Origin of the sequence: Actinoplanes teichomyceticus ATCC 31121 (assembly GCF_003711105.1) — a bacterium.
Classification (GTDB): Bacteria; Actinomycetota; Actinomycetes; order Mycobacteriales; family Micromonosporaceae; genus Actinoplanes; species Actinoplanes teichomyceticus.
On record NZ_CP023865.1, the window covers coordinates 3,323,742 to 3,340,936 of the forward strand.

Annotated in this window: 12 protein-coding genes; 6 read left to right on the top strand and 6 right to left on the bottom strand. The window is 75.1% G+C overall.

The window, feature by feature from the left end; translation table 11 throughout:
* Positions 1–180: 180 nt before the first annotated feature.
* Positions 181–3,357, bottom strand: coding sequence for a LamG-like jellyroll fold domain-containing protein (locus ACTEI_RS14900; RefSeq protein WP_239082608.1), 3,177 nt, complete (start codon positions 3,355–3,357; stop codon positions 181–183).
* 230 nt (positions 3,358–3,587) lie between these two features.
* Here ACTEI_RS14900 and ACTEI_RS38955 point away from each other — a divergent pair, with 230 nt between their 5' ends.
* Positions 3,588–3,716 carry a hypothetical protein gene (locus tag ACTEI_RS38955; protein ID WP_262384837.1) on the top strand — a complete coding sequence of 43 codons (129 nt, stop codon included), beginning with the start codon at positions 3,588–3,590 and terminating at the stop codon, positions 3,714–3,716.
* Between the two features lie 9 nt (positions 3,717–3,725).
* Here the strand turns inward: ACTEI_RS38955 and ACTEI_RS14905 are convergent, their stop codons facing one another.
* Both ACTEI_RS14905 and ACTEI_RS14910 read right to left on the bottom strand, forming a co-directional pair.
* Positions 3,726–4,910 (bottom strand): spore photoproduct lyase family protein, encoded by a 1,185-nt coding sequence (locus ACTEI_RS14905; RefSeq protein WP_239082609.1) that lies wholly within the window; start codon positions 4,908–4,910, stop codon positions 3,726–3,728.
* Between the two features lie 43 nt (positions 4,911–4,953).
* Complete coding sequence (locus tag ACTEI_RS14910; protein WP_122978212.1) at positions 4,954–6,972, bottom strand: prolyl oligopeptidase family serine peptidase; 2,019 nt, start codon at positions 6,970–6,972, stop codon at positions 4,954–4,956.
* A 199-nt stretch (positions 6,973–7,171) separates the two neighbouring features.
* Here ACTEI_RS14910 and ACTEI_RS14915 point away from each other — a divergent pair, with 199 nt between their 5' ends.
* A complete protein-coding gene (locus ACTEI_RS14915) occupies positions 7,172–8,767 on the top strand; it encodes a methyl-accepting chemotaxis protein (RefSeq protein ID WP_122978213.1) in 1,596 nt (531 codons plus the stop codon).
* Between the two features lie 91 nt (positions 8,768–8,858).
* On the opposite strand, the gene ACTEI_RS14920 is transcribed toward ACTEI_RS14915, so the two are convergent.
* Positions 8,859–10,037: an MFS transporter gene (locus tag ACTEI_RS14920; RefSeq protein ID WP_164465962.1), complete on the bottom strand. Its 1,179-nt coding sequence runs from the start codon at positions 10,035–10,037 to the stop codon at positions 8,859–8,861.
* A gap of 16 nt (positions 10,038–10,053) precedes the next feature.
* Here ACTEI_RS14920 and ACTEI_RS14925 point away from each other — a divergent pair, with 16 nt between their 5' ends.
* Together ACTEI_RS14925 and ACTEI_RS14930 are read left to right on the top strand one after the other, a co-directional pair.
* Entirely contained in the window at positions 10,054–11,151 is a 1,098-nt protein-coding gene (locus ACTEI_RS14925; protein ID WP_122978215.1) for a LacI family DNA-binding transcriptional regulator, read from the top strand.
* A gap of 269 nt (positions 11,152–11,420) precedes the next feature.
* Positions 11,421–12,152: a class I SAM-dependent methyltransferase gene (locus ACTEI_RS14930; protein WP_122978216.1), complete on the top strand. Its 732-nt coding sequence runs from the start codon at positions 11,421–11,423 to the stop codon at positions 12,150–12,152.
* Between the two features lie 40 nt (positions 12,153–12,192).
* Here the strand turns inward: ACTEI_RS14930 and ACTEI_RS14935 are convergent, their stop codons facing one another.
* A complete protein-coding gene (locus ACTEI_RS14935) occupies positions 12,193–13,545 on the bottom strand; it encodes an exo-beta-N-acetylmuramidase NamZ family protein (RefSeq protein ID WP_239082610.1) in 1,353 nt (450 codons plus the stop codon).
* Between the two features lie 414 nt (positions 13,546–13,959).
* On the opposite strand from ACTEI_RS14935, the gene ACTEI_RS14940 reads away from it, so the two are divergent.
* Positions 13,960–15,792, top strand: coding sequence for a serine hydrolase domain-containing protein (locus tag ACTEI_RS14940; RefSeq protein ID WP_122978217.1), 1,833 nt, complete (start codon positions 13,960–13,962; stop codon positions 15,790–15,792).
* A gap of 89 nt (positions 15,793–15,881) precedes the next feature.
* Positions 15,882–16,337 carry an ATP-binding protein gene (locus ACTEI_RS14945; protein ID WP_122978218.1) on the top strand — a complete coding sequence of 152 codons (456 nt, stop codon included), beginning with the start codon at positions 15,882–15,884 and terminating at the stop codon, positions 16,335–16,337.
* A gap of 9 nt (positions 16,338–16,346) precedes the next feature.
* Here the strand turns inward: ACTEI_RS14945 and ACTEI_RS14950 are convergent, their stop codons facing one another.
* Complete coding sequence (locus tag ACTEI_RS14950) at positions 16,347–17,141, bottom strand: RNA polymerase sigma factor SigF (RefSeq protein ID WP_122978219.1); 795 nt, start codon at positions 17,139–17,141, stop codon at positions 16,347–16,349.
* Positions 17,142–17,195 lie beyond the last annotated feature (54 nt).

Sequence of the window (17,195 nt, forward strand, 5' to 3'; positions counted from 1 at the left end):
CTCCGGCGCCGCGGGGCCCCACGTCACCCGCCGGATCGTCCGTTCCGGGGACCCGGCGGCCGGTCACCGGGGTGCCGCCGCGGGTCGCATCGGGCGGGAGCCGTTCGTCGATCGCGCGGTGACCGCGGACGAACGCGGGACCGTCCGGTCGGACGGCCCCGCGTCGTGTCCCGCCCGGCGTCAGCGCGCCTCGGCCGTGTACAGCGCCGCCACCTCGTCGTCGGTCAGGGCCCGGTCGTACGCGTGCACCTCGTCGATCGACCCGGACCAGTAGTCGGTCCGGTTGCCGGCGTACCTGGCCCGGCCCAGCGACAGCGGCCCGGTGCTGACCGTGTCCGGCCCGGCCGCCGTGGCCGCGACCCGCTTGCCGTCCACGTACAGCCGGATCTCGCCGCCGGCGTGGTCACGCACCCCGACCAGGTGGTACCAGCGGTTCAGCTCCGGGGTGACCACCAGCCGGGCACGGTTGCCGCCCGGCGTGCTGAACGCGAACGCGCCCTGCCCGTACTGCAGGTAGAACGGGTTCTCGGTGCGGCGGCCGTCCTGGCTGACCGCGGTGGCGTAGTTGCCGGGCAGCTCGTCGAGCGTCACCCAGGACGCGACCGTGTAGTCGCCGGTGGTGTCCAGGACCGGGGCGGCCGTGTCCGCGTGGTCGCCGTCGCCGTCGAACCTGAGCGCGGATCCGCGCACGCCGGGCGCCCAGCCGGTGTCGCCGGTCAGCGTGAGGTCGCTGTCCCCGCCGCTGTCGGCGGCCGTGCCGCCGCTGCCCTCGTCCAGGCGCCAGTCGCCGTGCCCGGGGAAGACCGCGTCCGCGCCGGCCGCCGCCCCGGCGGCGATCACCCGCTGGTTGATCGCCCGGACCGGCGCCGGGTCGACCTTGATCTGCCGCCGGTCGTACGTCCACAGGCCGTTGAGCTCGTTCTCCAGGTCGGTGATCTGGGTGTAGACCGAGCCGGACAGCTCCGCCCCGGCGGCCTCCAGGTAGAAGCGCTGGGTGTTGTCGACGTACTTGGCGGTCAGCGCGGCCCTGTCGGCCACCCCGCTGTAGATCACCGTGGGCGCGCCCGGCCACATGTGCCCCGGCGTGCGCAGGGTGAACCCGCCGTGCTCGCCGTCCATCGCGATGCGGGTGGCGTCCGGGTACGCCGGATCGGTGTTGTTGTAGTCGTGGTGGTCGATGACGTCGCCCTTGCCGGCGTCACCCTTGGAGTTGCAGCAGTTCACCCCGCTGTGCGCGTTGACGATCCGGGACGGGTCGGCGGCCTTGACCCGCTCGGCGATCTGCCCGGTCGCGGTGCGGTCCCACTCGCCCCAGCCCTCGTTGAACGGGATCCAGCCGATGACCGACGGGAAGTTGTGCAGTTCCGTCATCTCGCGCAGGCCCTCGGTGAGCCATTGCTGCCGGGCCGCCTCGGTGGTGTTGTCGCCGGACACGAAGTCCTGCCAGACGAGCAGGCCGAGCTCGTCGGCGTGCCGGTACCAGCGGGCCGGCTCGACCTTGATGTGCTTGCGGACCGCGTTGAAGCCGAGCTTCTTGGTCTCCACCAGGTCGAAGCGCAGCGCCGCGTCGCTCGGGGCGGTGTACAGGCCGTCCGGCCAGAAGCCCTGGTCCAGGGTGGCCAGCGAGAAGATCGGCCGGCCGTTGAGGACCAGTTTCGGGAAGCCGCCGACGTCGCGCACGGCCACCGACCGCATGCCGAAGTAGCCGCGGACGCGGTCCCTGCCCAGTTTGACGTCGAGGTCGTACAGGTAGGGGTCGTCCGGGCTCCACAGGTGCGGCTTGTCGATGGTCAGCCGCAGGGTGGCGCCGACGGCGCCGGTGACGGCGCCGACCCGGTGGCCCCTGCGGTCCAGCGCGGTGGCGGTGACCCGGGCGCCCGGCTCGGCGCCGGCCGACTCGACCCGCACGGCGAGCGAGTCGGTGGTCAGGTCCGGCGTGGTGACGACGTCGTCGATGCTCACCTCGGCGACCGGCTCCAGCCACACCGTCTGCCAGATGCCGGACGTCGGGGTGTAGAAGATGCCGCCCGGGTTCGGCGACTGCTTGCCCTTCGCCTGGTTCGGCCCGGTCGTGTCGGTGACCTCGACGATGATCTCCTGCTTGCCGTGCCCGCGCAGCGCGCCGGTGATGTCCGCGGTGAACGCGGTGTAGCCCCCGGTGTGCTCGGTGACCAGCGCGCCGTTGACGTACACCTTGGCCTGGTGATCGACCGCGCCGAAGTTCAGCCTGAGCCGCCGTCCGGAGCCGATGCGCCAGTCGCGCGGCACGGTGACGAGCTTGCGGTAGAACATGTGCGATTCGCGCCGCTCGATCCCGGACAGCTGGGACTCGACCGGGAACGGCACGATGATCCTCTCGGGCAGCTTCGTGCCGAAGGCCGGCTGCTCACCGGCCGCCGCGCCGGCGAACTCCCACGGCCCGTTGAGGTTGAGCCAGTCCTTGCGGATCAGCTGCGGCCGCGGGTACTCCGGCAGCGGGTGCTGCTCGTCGAGCCGGTCACCCCACGGCGTGGTCAGCCGGTGCGTGGAGGTGTTGGCCGCCGAGCGGATCACCCGCGGGACGCTCTCACCGCCGACGACCAGGCCGCCGGCGCCGTCGTAGTCGACCCGCACCCGCTGGCCGGCCTGGATCGGCTCGCTGAGGGTGACCACCAGCCGGGTACGGTCGCGGCGGTCGGCCCGGATCGAGCCGATCGGCATCGGCGTGGTGTCGGCCTCGATGCTCAGGTGCGTCGCGGTCTGCGCGATCACGTCGACCGGCGCGTCGAAGTCGGCGGCCACCGTGCGGCCGTCGGCACCGACCTCGAAGGCGACCGGGAAGACCTGGAAGCCGTCCGGCGGGGTGAACGCCGACTCCGGCACGAGCTGCCTGGGCAGGCCGGCGGCCGACCAGCGCAGGAACAGGTTCGCGCCGCCGACGTCCTGGAACATCTCGATCCGGACGTCGTGCGCCTCCCCGGCGACCAGGTGCACCGGCGCGCTGGTCTGCTCGATGTCCCAGTCGCCGACCCAGTGGTCGATGACCGGCTTGCCGTCCAGCAGGAACCGGAACCCGTTGTCGCCGACCAGGAAGAACGTGTAGTCGCCGGTGGCCGGCGCGGTCAGCCGCCCGGTCCAGCGGGCGGTGGTGTGCTCGGTGCGGCCGAGAAACGACTGGAAGCTGCCGGTCAGGTCGGCCAGGTCGATGTTCGGGTCCAGCGAGATGCCGCCGAGCTCGGCGAAGTCACGCGCGCCCGGGGCGGACATCCGGAAGTACTCGCCCTTGAGGCCGTGCACCGCCGGGGCGGTTTCGGCGGCTGCGGCCGGGGCGGCGCCCGGCGGCGCCGCGAGGATCGACAGGGCCAGGAGGGCGGCCATCAGGAGGGCTCTTACCGGCGATCGCGCCATCGAGTGTTTCCCTTCGCGCAACGACGTAACGAGATCACATTGAGCTAGTTACATGTGTCATGTCAACGAAAAGAAACAGGAATCGACATTTCCGCTAGTGCCCGCAAGCGCGGCCCGCTTCCGGCCGGACCTTCGGACAGCACCCGATCCGCAACGCCGCCGCTGCGCCGCCCGCACCCGGGCGTGCCGACCAGACCGGCATGCTGACGCTCGCAGAGTTCGCCACGCCGGTGGTCGCCGGTCTCGCCGGGATGCTCGGGGTCTACGCGGTCGAGGACATCCTCGGCCGGCTGCGCCGCTCCGGCCGGTGCCCCCGCCGCTGGCGCTGACCGCCGGGCTCAGGTCCAGTAGAGGATGCGGCAGGACGGCAGCCGGTCCGCCAGCTCGTGCTGGAACCAGGATCTCAGCTGCGCCATCGTCTCGGCCGGGTAGACGTACTTGACCGCGCCGAACCTGCCGTGCTTGCGGCTGCGCGCCTGCTCGTCCATCTCCACCCGGGTACGCGGATACCACCCCAGCAGGACCTCCTTGCTGCCCGGCGTGAACCGGTGGGTGATCAGCTCGGCGGTCAGGTCGAGGCCGGGCACGTCACCCACCGCCGCCGCGACCGCGTCCAGCAGCTCGCCGTAGTGGGCCTGCCAGTCCGGCACCGCGATGATCGGCGCGATCGTCACGCCGACCGGGTAGCCGTCGCGGGCCAGGCGCCGCAGCCCGGCGAGGCGGTCCTCCAACCGGCTGGTGCCGCCCTCGACGCGGGTGGTGACCGGGCGGCAGTTGACGCTCGACCGCACCCGGGTACGCCCGTGGTGGGCCAGCCCGACGAACCCGTCCACGTCGTCGAACTTCGTCGTCCAGCGCAGCTGCACCGGAGCGTCCCAGGCGCCGAAGTGCTCCACCGCGCGCCGCCAGCTGCCGGTGAGGTGCTCCAGCGCGAGCGGATCGGTGTAACAGGACGCCTCGAAGGTGGTGCCCTCGTCGCGCCGGTCCGCGCGGCGGCTGGTGATCGTGCCGCGGCCGGCGTAGTCGGCCAGCCCGGCGAGGATGTCGTCGAGATCGGCGTAGATCCGGGTGACCGGCGGCCCGGTCAGCGAGCCGGCCAGGTAGCAGTACTGGCAGTGCGCCGGGCAGCCCTCGGCCAGATCGACGCGCCAGTCCGCGCTGGGCGCGATCGGCTGCAGCTTCCGGCGCGACGGCGGGCTCACCACGATCGCCATGGTGGCTTTCGCCCGGGCGTACGTCTCCCGGTCGCTCTCCCCGCGCAGGCCGGTGAGCCGGTTGCCGCGCAGCCGCTCCACCTCGAGACCGTGCGCCTCGACCAACGCCATGATCCGCCGTCCGTGCGCGTGGTCGTACGCCGCCGGGGTGGCCACCACCCGTTTCGGCGTCCACCGCCGGGCCGGGCGCGGCGGCGGCGCGACCGCGTCCAGGTCGTGGGTGTCGACCGCCTCGCCGCTGGCACTGTGCGGGGCCGCCGGCGCGCCGGGCGCCAGCGGCCGGGTCACGTCCACCGAGTCGGGTCTCACCCGCCGGTGGGTACCCGGGCTGCCGCGGGTCTACCGCCGCGGGTCAGCCCAGCAGCTCCGGACGCCGCCACCCGGCGCCGCGCACGTGCTGGTCGAGGAAGGCCAGGACGGTCGCGTACCACGCCTTGACGTTGCCCGGCTTGAGGATCCAGTGGTTCTCGTCCGGGAAGTACAGGAATTTGTGCTTGCCCGGGCCCGAGGGCGACGACATCAGCGCCCACCACAGGCTGAGCCCCTCGCCGATCGGCACCCGGTAGTCCCGGTCGCCGTGGATGACCAGCATCGGCGTGGTGATCGCCCCGGCGGAGCGGTGCGGCGACCAGGCCGCGGTCATCTCCCGGGTCATCTCCCGCGCCCAGTACGACGCGACGTCGGTGGTCGGCACGAACTGCTCCAGCGACCACAGCGACGCGTGCGTGACGATCGCGTCGAACCGGTCGGTGTGCCCGGCGATCCAGTTGGCCATGTAGCCGCCGAACGAGCCGCCCATCGCGGCGGTCCGGCCGGCATCGACGTCCGGATGCTCCCCGGCCGCGTCGGTCAGGGCCAGCAGATCGGTGTACGGCCGGTCGCCCCAGGCGCCCCAGCCGCGGGCGATGAAGTCCCGCCCGTACCCGGTGGACAGGGCCGGGTCGGGCAGCAGGACGGCGTACCCGTGCGCGACCGCGATCCACGGGTTCCACCGCCACGACCAGCTGTTCCAGGAGCCCTGCGGGCCGCCGTGGATCCACAGCAGCAGCGGCGCCGGCCGGTCCGCGCCGGCGGTGTCCGGCAGCGCCAGCCAGGCGCGCAGCCCGGTGCCGTCGGCCGCCGTCGCGGTCACCTCGGCGAGCCGTCCCGGGATGGCCGGGGATTCGGCCGGGCCGGGCAGGACGGTCAGCTCGGGCACGCCGTCGAGCGCCACCCGGACCGGGCTGGGCGGGCTGTCGACGGCCGAGCGCAGCGCGTAGACCCAGCGGCCGTCCGGCGCGACCTGCCAGTCGGTGTACGCCCCGTCGTCCGGGGTCAGCCGGGTGACCGCGCCGCTGGCCGCGTCGACGCGCCACAGCGGGGCCCGGCCCCGGTCGTCGGCGGCGGTGACCAGCGCGGACCCGTCCGGCGTCCAGCGCGGCGCGCCGGGCAGCCGGTCCCAGGCCCCGGTCAACGCCCGCACCCGGCCACCGGCGACCGGGACGGTGGCCAGCCAGGCGTCGCCGGGGTCGGTGGCGGTCGAGCGCCGGACGGCGACGAACGCGACCCGCGTGCCGTCGGGGGAGATGCGCGGCGCCTGGTAGTCGTGATCGGCGTCGTCGGCCAGCGTCCGGCGCTCGCCGGAGGCGACGTCGACGGCGACCAGGGTCTGCCGCTGCGCGCCGCCCGGCCCGACCACCTGCCACTGCGCGACGGCGGTCCGGCCGTCCGGCGTGACGTCCCAGGTGCACACGTCGTGCAGGGCGAGCCCGGCGTGGCCGGTCAGGTCCCGCAACGGCAGCGCGGCGTCGCCGTCGGCGAGGTCCCCGGCCAGCAGGCGGGTGGCCGCCGGCCCCAGGTCGTGGTCCCAGTACCGCACCGGGTACTGCTCGTGCAGGATCGCCGAGACCCCGGCCTCCTTACGCGTGGCGCGTGCCTTCTCGTCGGCGGCCGGGTCCGCGGACGAGGGCAGCAGCGGCGATCCGAGCAGCACCGTCCCGCCGACGCCGGCCACGACCCGGCTCACGCCGCCGGGCGGGGCGGCCAGCACGTGGGCGTCGCCACCGGCGGGCTGGCGCCAGAGCGCGGTCACCGGCTCCCTGTCCGGGTCGCCGCCGGGCCGGGGCCGGGCCGAGGTGAACAGCAGGTCACCGCCGGGCGTGAAGCCGGCCGGCGACTCGCCGGCGTCACTGCGGGTCAGCCGCCGGGCGGGGCGCTCACCGGCCGGATCCACCTCCCAGATCGAGGTGCGGTAGGCGGTGTTGTCGCGGTGCGGCGTGCCGACGCCGACGACCAGCCGGCGGCCGTCGGGTGACAGGCGCAGATTCTCCAGGCGGGGCAGAGCGACGTACGCGTCAAGGTCGGCGAAGACGTCCTGGGCATCCATGGTCATCCCTCTTCCTACCATTGGCCGGTGCTCGCCGGGCTGCCCGCGGGCGGGCCGCGCCGGGCCACCGGCCCGGCCCTTGACCAGTGACGCGGCGGCGGTCACGGCCCGGCCTTCGAGGTTCGCCGGAACGGGCGCGCAACGGCCGTTCCCGCGCAGATAGTGAGGGGACAGCGGATGCCACCGGCGTGACTTCGGAGGAGACATGGCCGCGCAGAACTGGTTCGCCGATCGCAGTGTCAACACCAAGGTGCTCGGCGCGGTCGGCGTGGCCGCCCTGGTGGCGGTGCTGGTGGGCATCACCGGGTTGATCGGCATGGCGCGGGCCAGCGACGCCGCCGAACTGATCTCCACCAGCAACATCGCCAGCGTCAGGGCGGTCGGACAGTTGCAGACGATGGCGGAGAAGACCCAGTCGGACTCCTCGAACCAGGCCCTGTCGCCGGACGCGGCGGTGAGCAGACGGTTCGCCGACGCGGTCACCGCCGACGTGCAGGGCTTCGACGACGCGCTGGCCGCGTACCGCGCCAGCGATCCGGCCGGGGCGCCGGCCGCCATCGACGCGTTGGAGTCGGCCTGGGACCAGTACGCCGGCCTGGCCCGGGGCACGCTGCTGACGCTCGGCACGGCCAACCGGCTGCGGGAGTGGTCGGCGGTGCGGGACACCCAGAGCCAGCCGTTGCTGGCACAGGTCAACGACCGGCTGCAGGAGCTGACGGCGGCCGAGAACGCCGACGCGGTGAAGAACTCCGAGGGGGCCAAGAGCGCCTACCACGTCAGCCGCAACCTGTCGCTGGCGATGCTGATCGCCGGGCTCCTGCTGGCGCTGGGGCTGGGCCTGCTGGTGGCCCGGCGGATCGTGCAGTCGCTGACGCGGGTGCGCATCGTCTGCGAGGCGCTCGCCGCGAACGATCTGACCCTCTCGTGCGGCCTGACCTCCCGGGACGAGCCGGGCATGATGGGCCGGGCACTCGACACCGCGATCGCCAACCTGCGGCAGACCGTGGGCACCATCGAGCAGAACGCCGCCTCGCTGTCCAGCGCCTCCGAGCAGCTGACCGCCACCGCGGCGCAGATCGCCTCGTCCGCGCAGGAGGCGGCCACCCAGGCGCAGTCCGTCTCGGCCGCCGCCGAGGAGATCTCCCGCAGCGTCGACACGGTGTCGGCGGGCAGCGTGCAGATGGGCGCGTCGATCGGCGAGATCTCGCAGAACGCGGCCGAGGCCGCCCGGGTCGCCGCCGAGGCGGTCAGCATCACCGCGTCGACCTCCGGCACCATGCGTAAGCTCGGCGAGTCCTCCGCCGAGATCGGCAACGTGGTCAAGGTGATCACGTCGATCGCCGAGCAGACCAACCTGCTCGCCCTCAACGCCACCATCGAGGCGGCCCGGGCCGGGGACGCGGGCAAGGGCTTCGCCGTCGTGGCGTCCGAGGTGAAGGACCTCGCGCAGGAGACGGCGCGGGCCACCGAGGACATCGCCCAGCGGGTGGAGGCGATCCAGGCGGACGCCGGCGGCGCGGTCTCGGCGATCGAGCAGATCTCCCAGGTGATCTCCAAGATCAGCGACTACCAGACGACCATCGCGTCGGCGGTCGAGGAGCAGACGGCCACCACGACCGAGATGGGGCGCAGCGTCTCGGAGGCGGCGACCGGCACGAACGAGATCGCCCAGGGCATCACCGGGGTGGCGTCGGCGGCCGAGGCGACCAGCCGGGGCGTGGCCGACACCAGGCAGGCCACCACCGAGCTGGCGCAGATGTCCCAGCAGCTGAGCGGGCTGGTCGGCGGCTTCCGCCGGTGAGGCGCGCCGGCCGCCCCGATCGCGCGGTGCGCCCGGCGCCCGGCGGGGTCGGTTGGTGCCCGGCCGCGCCCCGCTCCGGATTGGACGCCCGTCAGCCGTGCCGGTGGCGGGTGCGCAGGCCGGCCCACAGCAGCAGCACGCTGAGACCGATCAGGGCCGGCTCCAGCGCGAAGGCGGCGACCAGTCCGTGCCGGTCGGCCAGCGCGCCGAGCAGGTACGGCGAGGCGCCCGACACCAGCCCGGCGATCAGCTGGGTGCGCGCGTTGGCCCGGTCCTCGCGGCCGGCGGCGGCGTCCAGGGTCAGCGCGAGCCCGAGCGGATAGAGGTTCGCGATGCCCACCCCGCAGGCGAACAGGCCGAGGACGGCCAGGACCGGGCGGCCGGTCAGCCAGAACAGGGCGAAGCCGGCGCCGGTGACGGCCAGCGACGCGTACAGCACGGTGGCGGCGCGGCCGGGGCGGCGGGTGAGCCGCGCGCCCAGCAGACGACCGGACAGGATGCCGAGATAGTTGGCGCTGAGCGCGGTGCTCGCGGTGGCGGCGGACAGGCCGGTGCGCAGCAGCATCTGCGGCCCGAAGTACACCAGGCAGAACTCGATCGCCGTGCCGGCCGCGGTCAGCACGGCGAGCAGCCAACAGGCCGCCGGCAGCCCGCCGCCCGCGGTGGCGGCGTGGCGCGGTGGCGCGGCCGGCAGCGGCTCCCGGCGGTAGCGCAGGTAGAGCACCGCGAGGACGAGCACCGGCAGCGCGAACGTGGCCCGCCAGCCCAGCGCGCTGGCCGCCAGCGCGCCGAGCACCAGCGGGGCGAGCACCGCGGAGGCGCCGGCGCCGATGTTGGCCTCGGTCAGGGCCTGGTCGCGCCGGCTGCCGTGCCGGTCGGACAGCACCGCCTGCAGCACGGTCAGCAGCGTCGTCCCGGCCAGGCCGAACACCGCGGCGCCGAGCAGGGTGCCCGGCACGCCGCCGCCGAGCGTGAACAGGCCCGCGCCGGCGGTGGTGGCCAGCGCCGAGCCCCACAGCAACGCGGTGCGGCTCAGGCGGCGCGTCAGCCCGGCGAAGCCGGCCCCGGCCAGGGCCGCGCCGGCCGCCCAGAGCACCTCGTAGACGCCCAGCAGCGTGTAGGAGAACCCCAGCTCGGCGCGGAGCAGGGTGAGGGCGGGGCCGAACGCGTACAGCCAGAAGGTGAAGCAGCCCAGCGTGGCGTAGGACAGCACGGTGGGCGCGTCGCGGACGAACACGGTGCGTTCCGGGTCTTCTGTGTATCGATACACAAGTAGAGTCTGCGGCATGGAACGCTCCGCCACCACCGCCCGGCCCCGGCCGACCATGCGCGACGTGGCCCGTGCCGCCGGCGTCTCGCCGATGACCGTCTCCTACGCCTACTCCCAGCCCGAGCGGGTCTCCGCCGAGGCCGCGGCGCGGGTGCACGAGGCGGCGCGGCAGCTCGGCTACCCCGGGCCGCACCCGGCGGCCCGCTCGCTGCGCCGCGGCCGGGCCGGCTCGCTCGGCGTCGTGCTCGGCGAGCGCCTCAGCTACGCGTTCGACGATCCGCAGGCGGCACGTTTCCTGGCCGGGGTATCCGACGTCTGCGCCGCCGAGGGCGTCGGGCTCACCCTGGTGCCGATCACCGGCGCGCCGTCCGACGCCCAGCGGGTCGCCCAGGCCGCCGTCGACGGCTTCGTGGTCTGGACCACCAGCGACGACGACCCGGTCCTGGACGCCGTCGCCGCCACCGGCCTGCCCGCGGTCGTCCACGCCGGCCCGCACGGCCGCGACATGCCGGTGATCGGCATCGACGACCGGGCCGCCGCGGCGGCGATCGGCCGGCTGGCGTTCGCCCGGGCCCGGCGTCCGCTCGTGCTCGGCTTCCCGCTGGACCGCCACCGCGAGCGCCGCCTGCTCACCGGCGACGAGCAGGTGGCGGTCCGGTTCCCGGTGACCCGGCACCGGTGGGAGGGCTTCCGGGACGCCTGGACCCGGGCCGGCCATTCGCCCGCGCGGCTGCGGCTGGCGGTGTGCCCGGTCAACCACATCACCGAGGGCCAGACGTTCACGTCCGAGCTGCTGCGCGGCAGCGACCCGCCGGACGCCATCGCCGCGATGAGCGACGAACTGGCGCTCGGCGCGCTGCAGGCCGCCGCGAACGCCGGCCGGCACGTTCCCGGCGACCTGACGGTCACCGGCTGGGACGACAGCGACGCGGCCGCCTCCGCCGGGCTGACCACGCTGGCCCAGTCGCTGCGCGAACAGGGCGCGCAGTGCGCCCGCGCGGCGCTCGGCCGCCCGGCCGGCACGGCGGTCCAGCACGGCTGGCGGATCGTGGTGCGCACCACGGCCGGATCAGCCGGCAGCCCCCCGGAGAGCCGGCCCGCCGATCCCGGGTGACCTCCACCGTGGCCGGTCACCGGCCGCCGGCTCGAAGCCGGCAACCCGGCGTGGACCCGATCGCGCATCCGTCCTCCCCGGACCGCGCGGCGCAGCACCCCGGTGTGGCCGGTGCCCGAAACACCGGCGCGGCGCCGCCGGAACACCGCGACCTTCTGGGGCGCCGGCATCCGGGCCGCGGGACCGTCCACCGCGGCGCGCGCTTCGATAGTGGTGAATCGCGGCACTTCCTCTTGCTCCCCGCGCGGCCCGCAAGGTGGAGTCGGCGGATGGCTCTGATCGCGTACGACGACATGGACGCGGCGGCGTTCGCGGAGACCCGGCACCTGCGGGACGACGACCTTGCCACCTGGCGCGCGGCGATCGGCCGGTACTTCCGCCCCCGGCCCGGGATGCGCCTGCTCGATCTGGGATGCGGCACCGGCAGCTGGACGCGGGCATTCCGTGCCTGGTGGCCGCGGGTCGAGGTGGTGGCGGTGGAGCCCGCGGCGGCGATGCGCGAGCGCGCCGTGATCAGGCCGGTGCTGCCCGGCGCCGCCGACGACATCCCGCTCGCCGACGCGAGCCTGGACGCCGTCTGGCTCTCCACCGTCATCCATCACCTTCCCGACCTTCCGGCGGCGGCCCGGGAGATCCGACGGGTGCTGAAGCCGGGCGCGCCGGTGCTGATCCGGTCCGCGTTCGCCGGCCGGCACGAGGCGATCAGCCTGTTCCGCTGGTTCCCGGAAGCCGTCGAGGTGCTCGACCGCTATCCGAGCATCGCCGGGGTCGAGGCCGCGTTCGCCACCGCCGGATTCACCACCGCGGGCTGCGAACCCGTTCCGCAGGTGTCCGCCCGATCGCTGGCCGAGGCCGCCGCGGGGCTCCGGCGTGCGGCGCACACGCCGCTGCAGCTGATCAGCGACGAGGCGTACGCGGCCGGGGTCGCGCGGCTGAACGAGGCCGCACGCACCCGGTCCGGGCCGGTCGTCGACGCCCTCGACCTGCTGGTGCTGCGGTGAACGGCACCGGGACCGGCCGCGGCTGACGACGGCGTCCGCGTCACGGGTCGGCGCGGGGATAGCGAAGGTACGGCCGCCGCCGCGCCTGGAACGCGGCCAGCTCCGCCGCCCACGCCCCGGTCACGTCATCGGCCGTCGCCCCGGCATCGATCATGGTGCGCAGCCGGGCGGAGCCGGTGAGCAGGTCGATCCAGTGCCGGGCCCCGTCCGCGCGCCAGGCGAACCCCGGCTCCCGGCGCGCCTCGACCAGCATGGCGACCGCCGTGCGGATCGGGTCGTACGCGGTCCGGTCGGTCACCTTCACCTCGACCCCGGCGCACAGCCGGCCGGTGAACCCGTGGAACGCCGGGGTGAAGTAGGCCTCCCGGAACTCCACGCCGGGCAGGTCGAGCGCGGCCAGCCGGTCGCGCCAGCGGTAGTCCATGCCGGGCCCGCCGATCAGCTCGAACGGCCGGGTGGTGCCGCGCCCCTCGGACAGCGACGACACCCCCTCGACCATGCCGGTGCCGGGGTAGACGAGCGCGGTGTCCGGAGTGGGCACGTTCGGGCTGGGCAGCACCCAGGGCAGATCCGTGTCGGCGGCGTACAGCCCCCCGTGCCAGCCCCGGCAGGAGATCACCTCCAGGCGCACCGGCCGTCCGGCCTCGGCGGGCAGGAACTCGCCGTTGTAGAAACGGGCCAGCTCGCCGACGGTCATCCCGTGCTGCTGCACGATCTCCAGCCGGCCGACGCCGGAGGTGAAGCCGCCGGTCATCATCGGCCCGTACGCCCGGCCGCCGATCGGGTTGGGCCGGTCCAGCACCAGGTAGCGCAGCCCGAGCCGGGCGGCGGCGGCCATCGAGTCGTACAGGGTGTAGATGTAGGTGTAGAAGCGGGCGCCGATGTCCTGGATGTCGAAGACGACCGTGCGCACCCCGGCCGCGGTGAACATCCGCGCCCATCGCGCCGGCGAGGCGCGGTAGGCGTCGTGGACGGTCAGCCCGGTGCGCGCGTCGGTGCCGGTGCCCTCGCTGCCGCCGGCCTGCGCCGAGCCGCGGAAGCCGTGCTCGGGACCGAAGACCCCGCCGATGGTGACGCCGCCGGCGTGCATCCGGTCGATCAGGTGGCGGTACTCGCGGTCCACGGCGGTCGGGTTGGCGACCACGCCGACGCGCTCGCCCCGGACCGCGGCCCAGTCGTCGGCGGCGAGCCGGTCCAGGCCGGTGCGCACCGGGACGCGGGGGAGCGGGCCGTGCTCCGGCACCGCGGCGGCCAGCCGCGCCGGGCCGGTCGGTTCGGGCGGGCCCGTCGGTTCGGCCGGGCGGGTCAGCCGCGCCGTGCCGGTCAGCCTGACCCCGGCGGTCAGGCCGGCCCCGGCGGTCAGGCCCGCCGCCAACAGCCCGCGGCGGTTCACCCGGCGCTCCGGGCCGGGCCGCGGCCGGGCGGGTGGTGGTCCGCCGTCATCCCCGGGTCGCCGGTCGTCATCCGGCCCTGTCCGACGCTGGGCGCCGCCGACGTGGAGCGCCGGCGGCGGAAACCGTCACCCGCAGGGTGGTCCGGGCGAGCGAAGTGACGGCTCGAATGCTCATGGTGACTGAAAGTAGTCTGATCATGGCGTGGTGGCAATGATCTTCGTTCCTTCCGCGAGTCGCGGGAGACGCCTGCGCCGCTTCGGAGCGGCTGCTGGGGGCTGCCTGCGCCGCTTCGGACCGGTTGCTGGGGGCTGCCTGCGCCGCTTCGGACCGGTTGCTGGGGGCTGCCTGCGCCGCTTCGGACCGGCTGCTGGGGGCTGCCTGCGCCGCTTCGGACCGGCTGCTGGGAGGCGCTGATGACCGGATCGCGGCTCCTGCCCCGGTTCGGCCTGGCCGCCATCCTGTCCGTCGCGTCGCCGTCCGTCGCGTCGGCGGTCGGGACGGCGGTCGGGACGGCGGTCGCCGCGCCGGTTCGGGCGCCGGCGGGCACGCCGGCTCAGGCGCCGGCGGTCACCCCGGCCGACATCCGCTTCCGGCGCGACGTGCTGCGCCCCGGCGACGCGCGCCGGGCCGGTCTGCTGCCGGGGCCGATCGCGCGGCTGCCGGGTACCGCCGCGGCGTACCTGCGACCGACGCCCGAGCATCCCGGCCATCCCGCGTACGCGGGCGCCACCGTGCTCGCCGCGCACCACGGCATCGTGGTCGCGCGGTTCGCGGTCGGCGACGCGGTCCGCTACACCGCGCGGCCCGGCGGGATCGCCGAACTGCCCCCGCGGCGGCGCATCCCGGCGCGCGCCGACACGCTGTGGGATCTCGCCTCGGTCTCCAAGCTGTTCACCACCATCGTGGTGCTCCAGCAGGCCGAGGCCGGGCGGGTGTCGCTGGATGCGCCGGTCGCCGCCTACGTGCCCGAGTTCGCCGCCGGGGGCAAGGCCGGCGTGACCCTCCGCCACCTGCTCACCCACACGTCCGGGCTGCCGGCGTACCGGCCGCTGCACCGGTGCTGCCGGACGCCCGCGCGGCGGCTGGCGGCGGCCCTGGCCACCCCGGTCGGCGCCCGGCCCGGCGACCGGTACGTCTACTCCGACATCGGGCTGATCGCGCTCGGCGCGCTGATCGAGCGGGTCACCGGCGGCCCGCTGGCCGACGCGGTGCGTGCCGGGATCACCGGCCCGCTGCGGATGCACGACACCGGCTACCGCCCGGACCCCGCGCGGCGCGACCGGATCGCCGCCACCGAGTACCAGCCGGCCGCCGGCCGGGGCCTGGTGTGGGGCGAGGTGCACGACGAGAACGCCTGGGCGCTCGGCGGGGCCGCCGGGCACGCCGGTGTCTTCTCCACCGCCGACGACCTGGCGGTCCTGTGCCAGGCGCTGCTCGACGGCGGAACCTACCGCGGCCGGCGGATCCTGTCCGAGCCGATGGTCCGGCAGGCGCTGACCGACCACCACGCCGGCCTGCTGCCGCGTGGGCCGGGCAGCGCCCGGGGGCTGGGCTTCGAGCTGGCCAACCACGCGTACATGGACGCGATGGCCTCGCCGGTCACCTTCGGGCACACCGGCTTCACCGGCACGTCGATCGTGATCGACCCGCTCGACCAGTCGTTCCTGATCGTGCTCGGCAACCGGGTGCACCCGGACCGGGGGTGGGGCGGCGCCGGGGTGGCCCGGCGCGCTCTGGCCCGTACCTTCGCCTCCGCCCACCCGGTCCACCTGCCGCCCGGCGGCGCGTGGCGAACCGGCCGGCGCGACGGCGCGACGATGACGCTGACCGCGCCGCTGCGGCGCGCGGCCGACGGCCGGGCGCGGGCCGCCTTCCTTCTCCGGTACGACACCGAGCCCGGCCGGGACACCGCCCACGTCGAGTCCTCCGCCGACGGCGTCACCTGGACCGCGCTGCCGATGAGGCTGCGCCACGGCCGCCGGTCGTGGCGCAGCGACGGCCCCGTGACCGGTTTCGGCGGCCGGTGCTGGTGGCGCGTCACCGCGGCGCTGCCGGCCGGGGCGACGCGACTGCGTTTCACCTACCGCACCGACGGCGCCGCGCAGGGCCGCGGTGTCCTGGTGGCCCGCCTGCGGGTGGCCGGACCGGGTGGGGTTCCCACCGGCGGCGCCGCCCGGCACACCGCCGACGGCTGGACCCTCGTGGGTGGCGGACGGCCGGTTCCGATCACATCCCGGCCGGGGTGACGCCGGTGCGGGCGTACCGGTGATCGGGTGCCGGACGCCGCGCCGGGCGCGAAGACAGGCCTTTTGCCTCTGGCGGGTAATCTCCCGGCATGACCGACAGTTCCGCCGTCGAGGATGCCGCGCCGTCCGAGGCGCCGACCGATCCCGGCGGGGCGGTTCTGCTCGCACAGACGTTCGTGGCCGAGGACATCACCGTGCTGCGTCACGCGCTGGCCGAGCGCGTCGCCGCGGCCGGGCTCGGCGGCGAACCGGCCGAGGGTTTCGTCCTGGCCGTCCACGAGCTGGTCACCAACGCGGTCCGGCATGGCGGCGGCGCCGGCCGGCTGCTGCTGCGCCGTGCGCACGACACGCTGATCTGCGAGGTCAGCGACCACGGCGGGGGCACCGCGCGGGTGCCCGGCGACCTGCCGGCCACCGACGTGCCCGGGGGGCGCGGGCTGTGGCTGGCCCAGCGCCTGGCCGAGGACCTGCGCATCGAGGCCGGCCCCACCGGGCTGCGCGCCTCGGTCAGCGCCCGGCTGGGCGGGCCGGCCGGGCGCGGCTGAGATCCGGCCTCAGAGCACCGCGTCGCCGAGTTGGCGGCGCAGTTTGGTGAGGGCCTTGGCGAGCAGGCGGGAGACGTGCATCTGGGAGATGCCGATCTGCTCGGCGATCTGACTCTGCGTCTGGTTGCCGTAGAAGCGCAGGGTGAGGATGCGCTGCTCGCGCTCGGTGAGGGTGGCCAGCGCCGGGTTCAGGGCGGCGCGCAGCTCGGCGAGCTCGTAGCCGCTGTCCTCGCTGCCCAGGGTGTCGCCGAGCTCGGCGCCGGTGTCGGCGACCGGGGTGGAGAGGCTGGTGGAGTTGTAGGCGCGGGCGCCTTCCAGGCCTTCGATGACCTCGTCCTCGGTGAGCTGCAGGTGGGCGGCGATGTCGGCGACGGTGGGGGCGCGGCCGAGGGTGTGGCTGAGCGTGTTGTTGGCGGCGGTGATGGCCAGGCGCAGTTCCTGCAGGCGGCGGGGAACCCGGACGGACCAGGTCTTGTCCCGGAAATGGCGTTTGAGTTCGCCGATGATGGTGGGGATGGCGAAGCCGGCGAAGTCGACGCCGCGGTCGTTGCGGTAGCGGTCGACGGCTTTGATGAGGCCGATGACGGCGACCTGGTGCAGGTCGTCGCGGGGCTCGCCGCGGTTGGCGTAGCGGTTGGCGAGGTGGCGGGCCAGCGGGAGCCAGGCCGCGATGGCGTGGTCGCGCAGCGCGGGGCGGTCGGGGTGCCCGGCGGGGAGGGCGGCCATCGCGTTGATCAGCTCGCCGGCCCGATCGGTGCTCGTGGTGGCATCGGCCGGGGCGGCGGTGTCGATCAGGACGGTCATGCGGAACTCCTCGCGTGGGGGGCGACGGCGGGACGGCATCGTGCGCCGACCTAT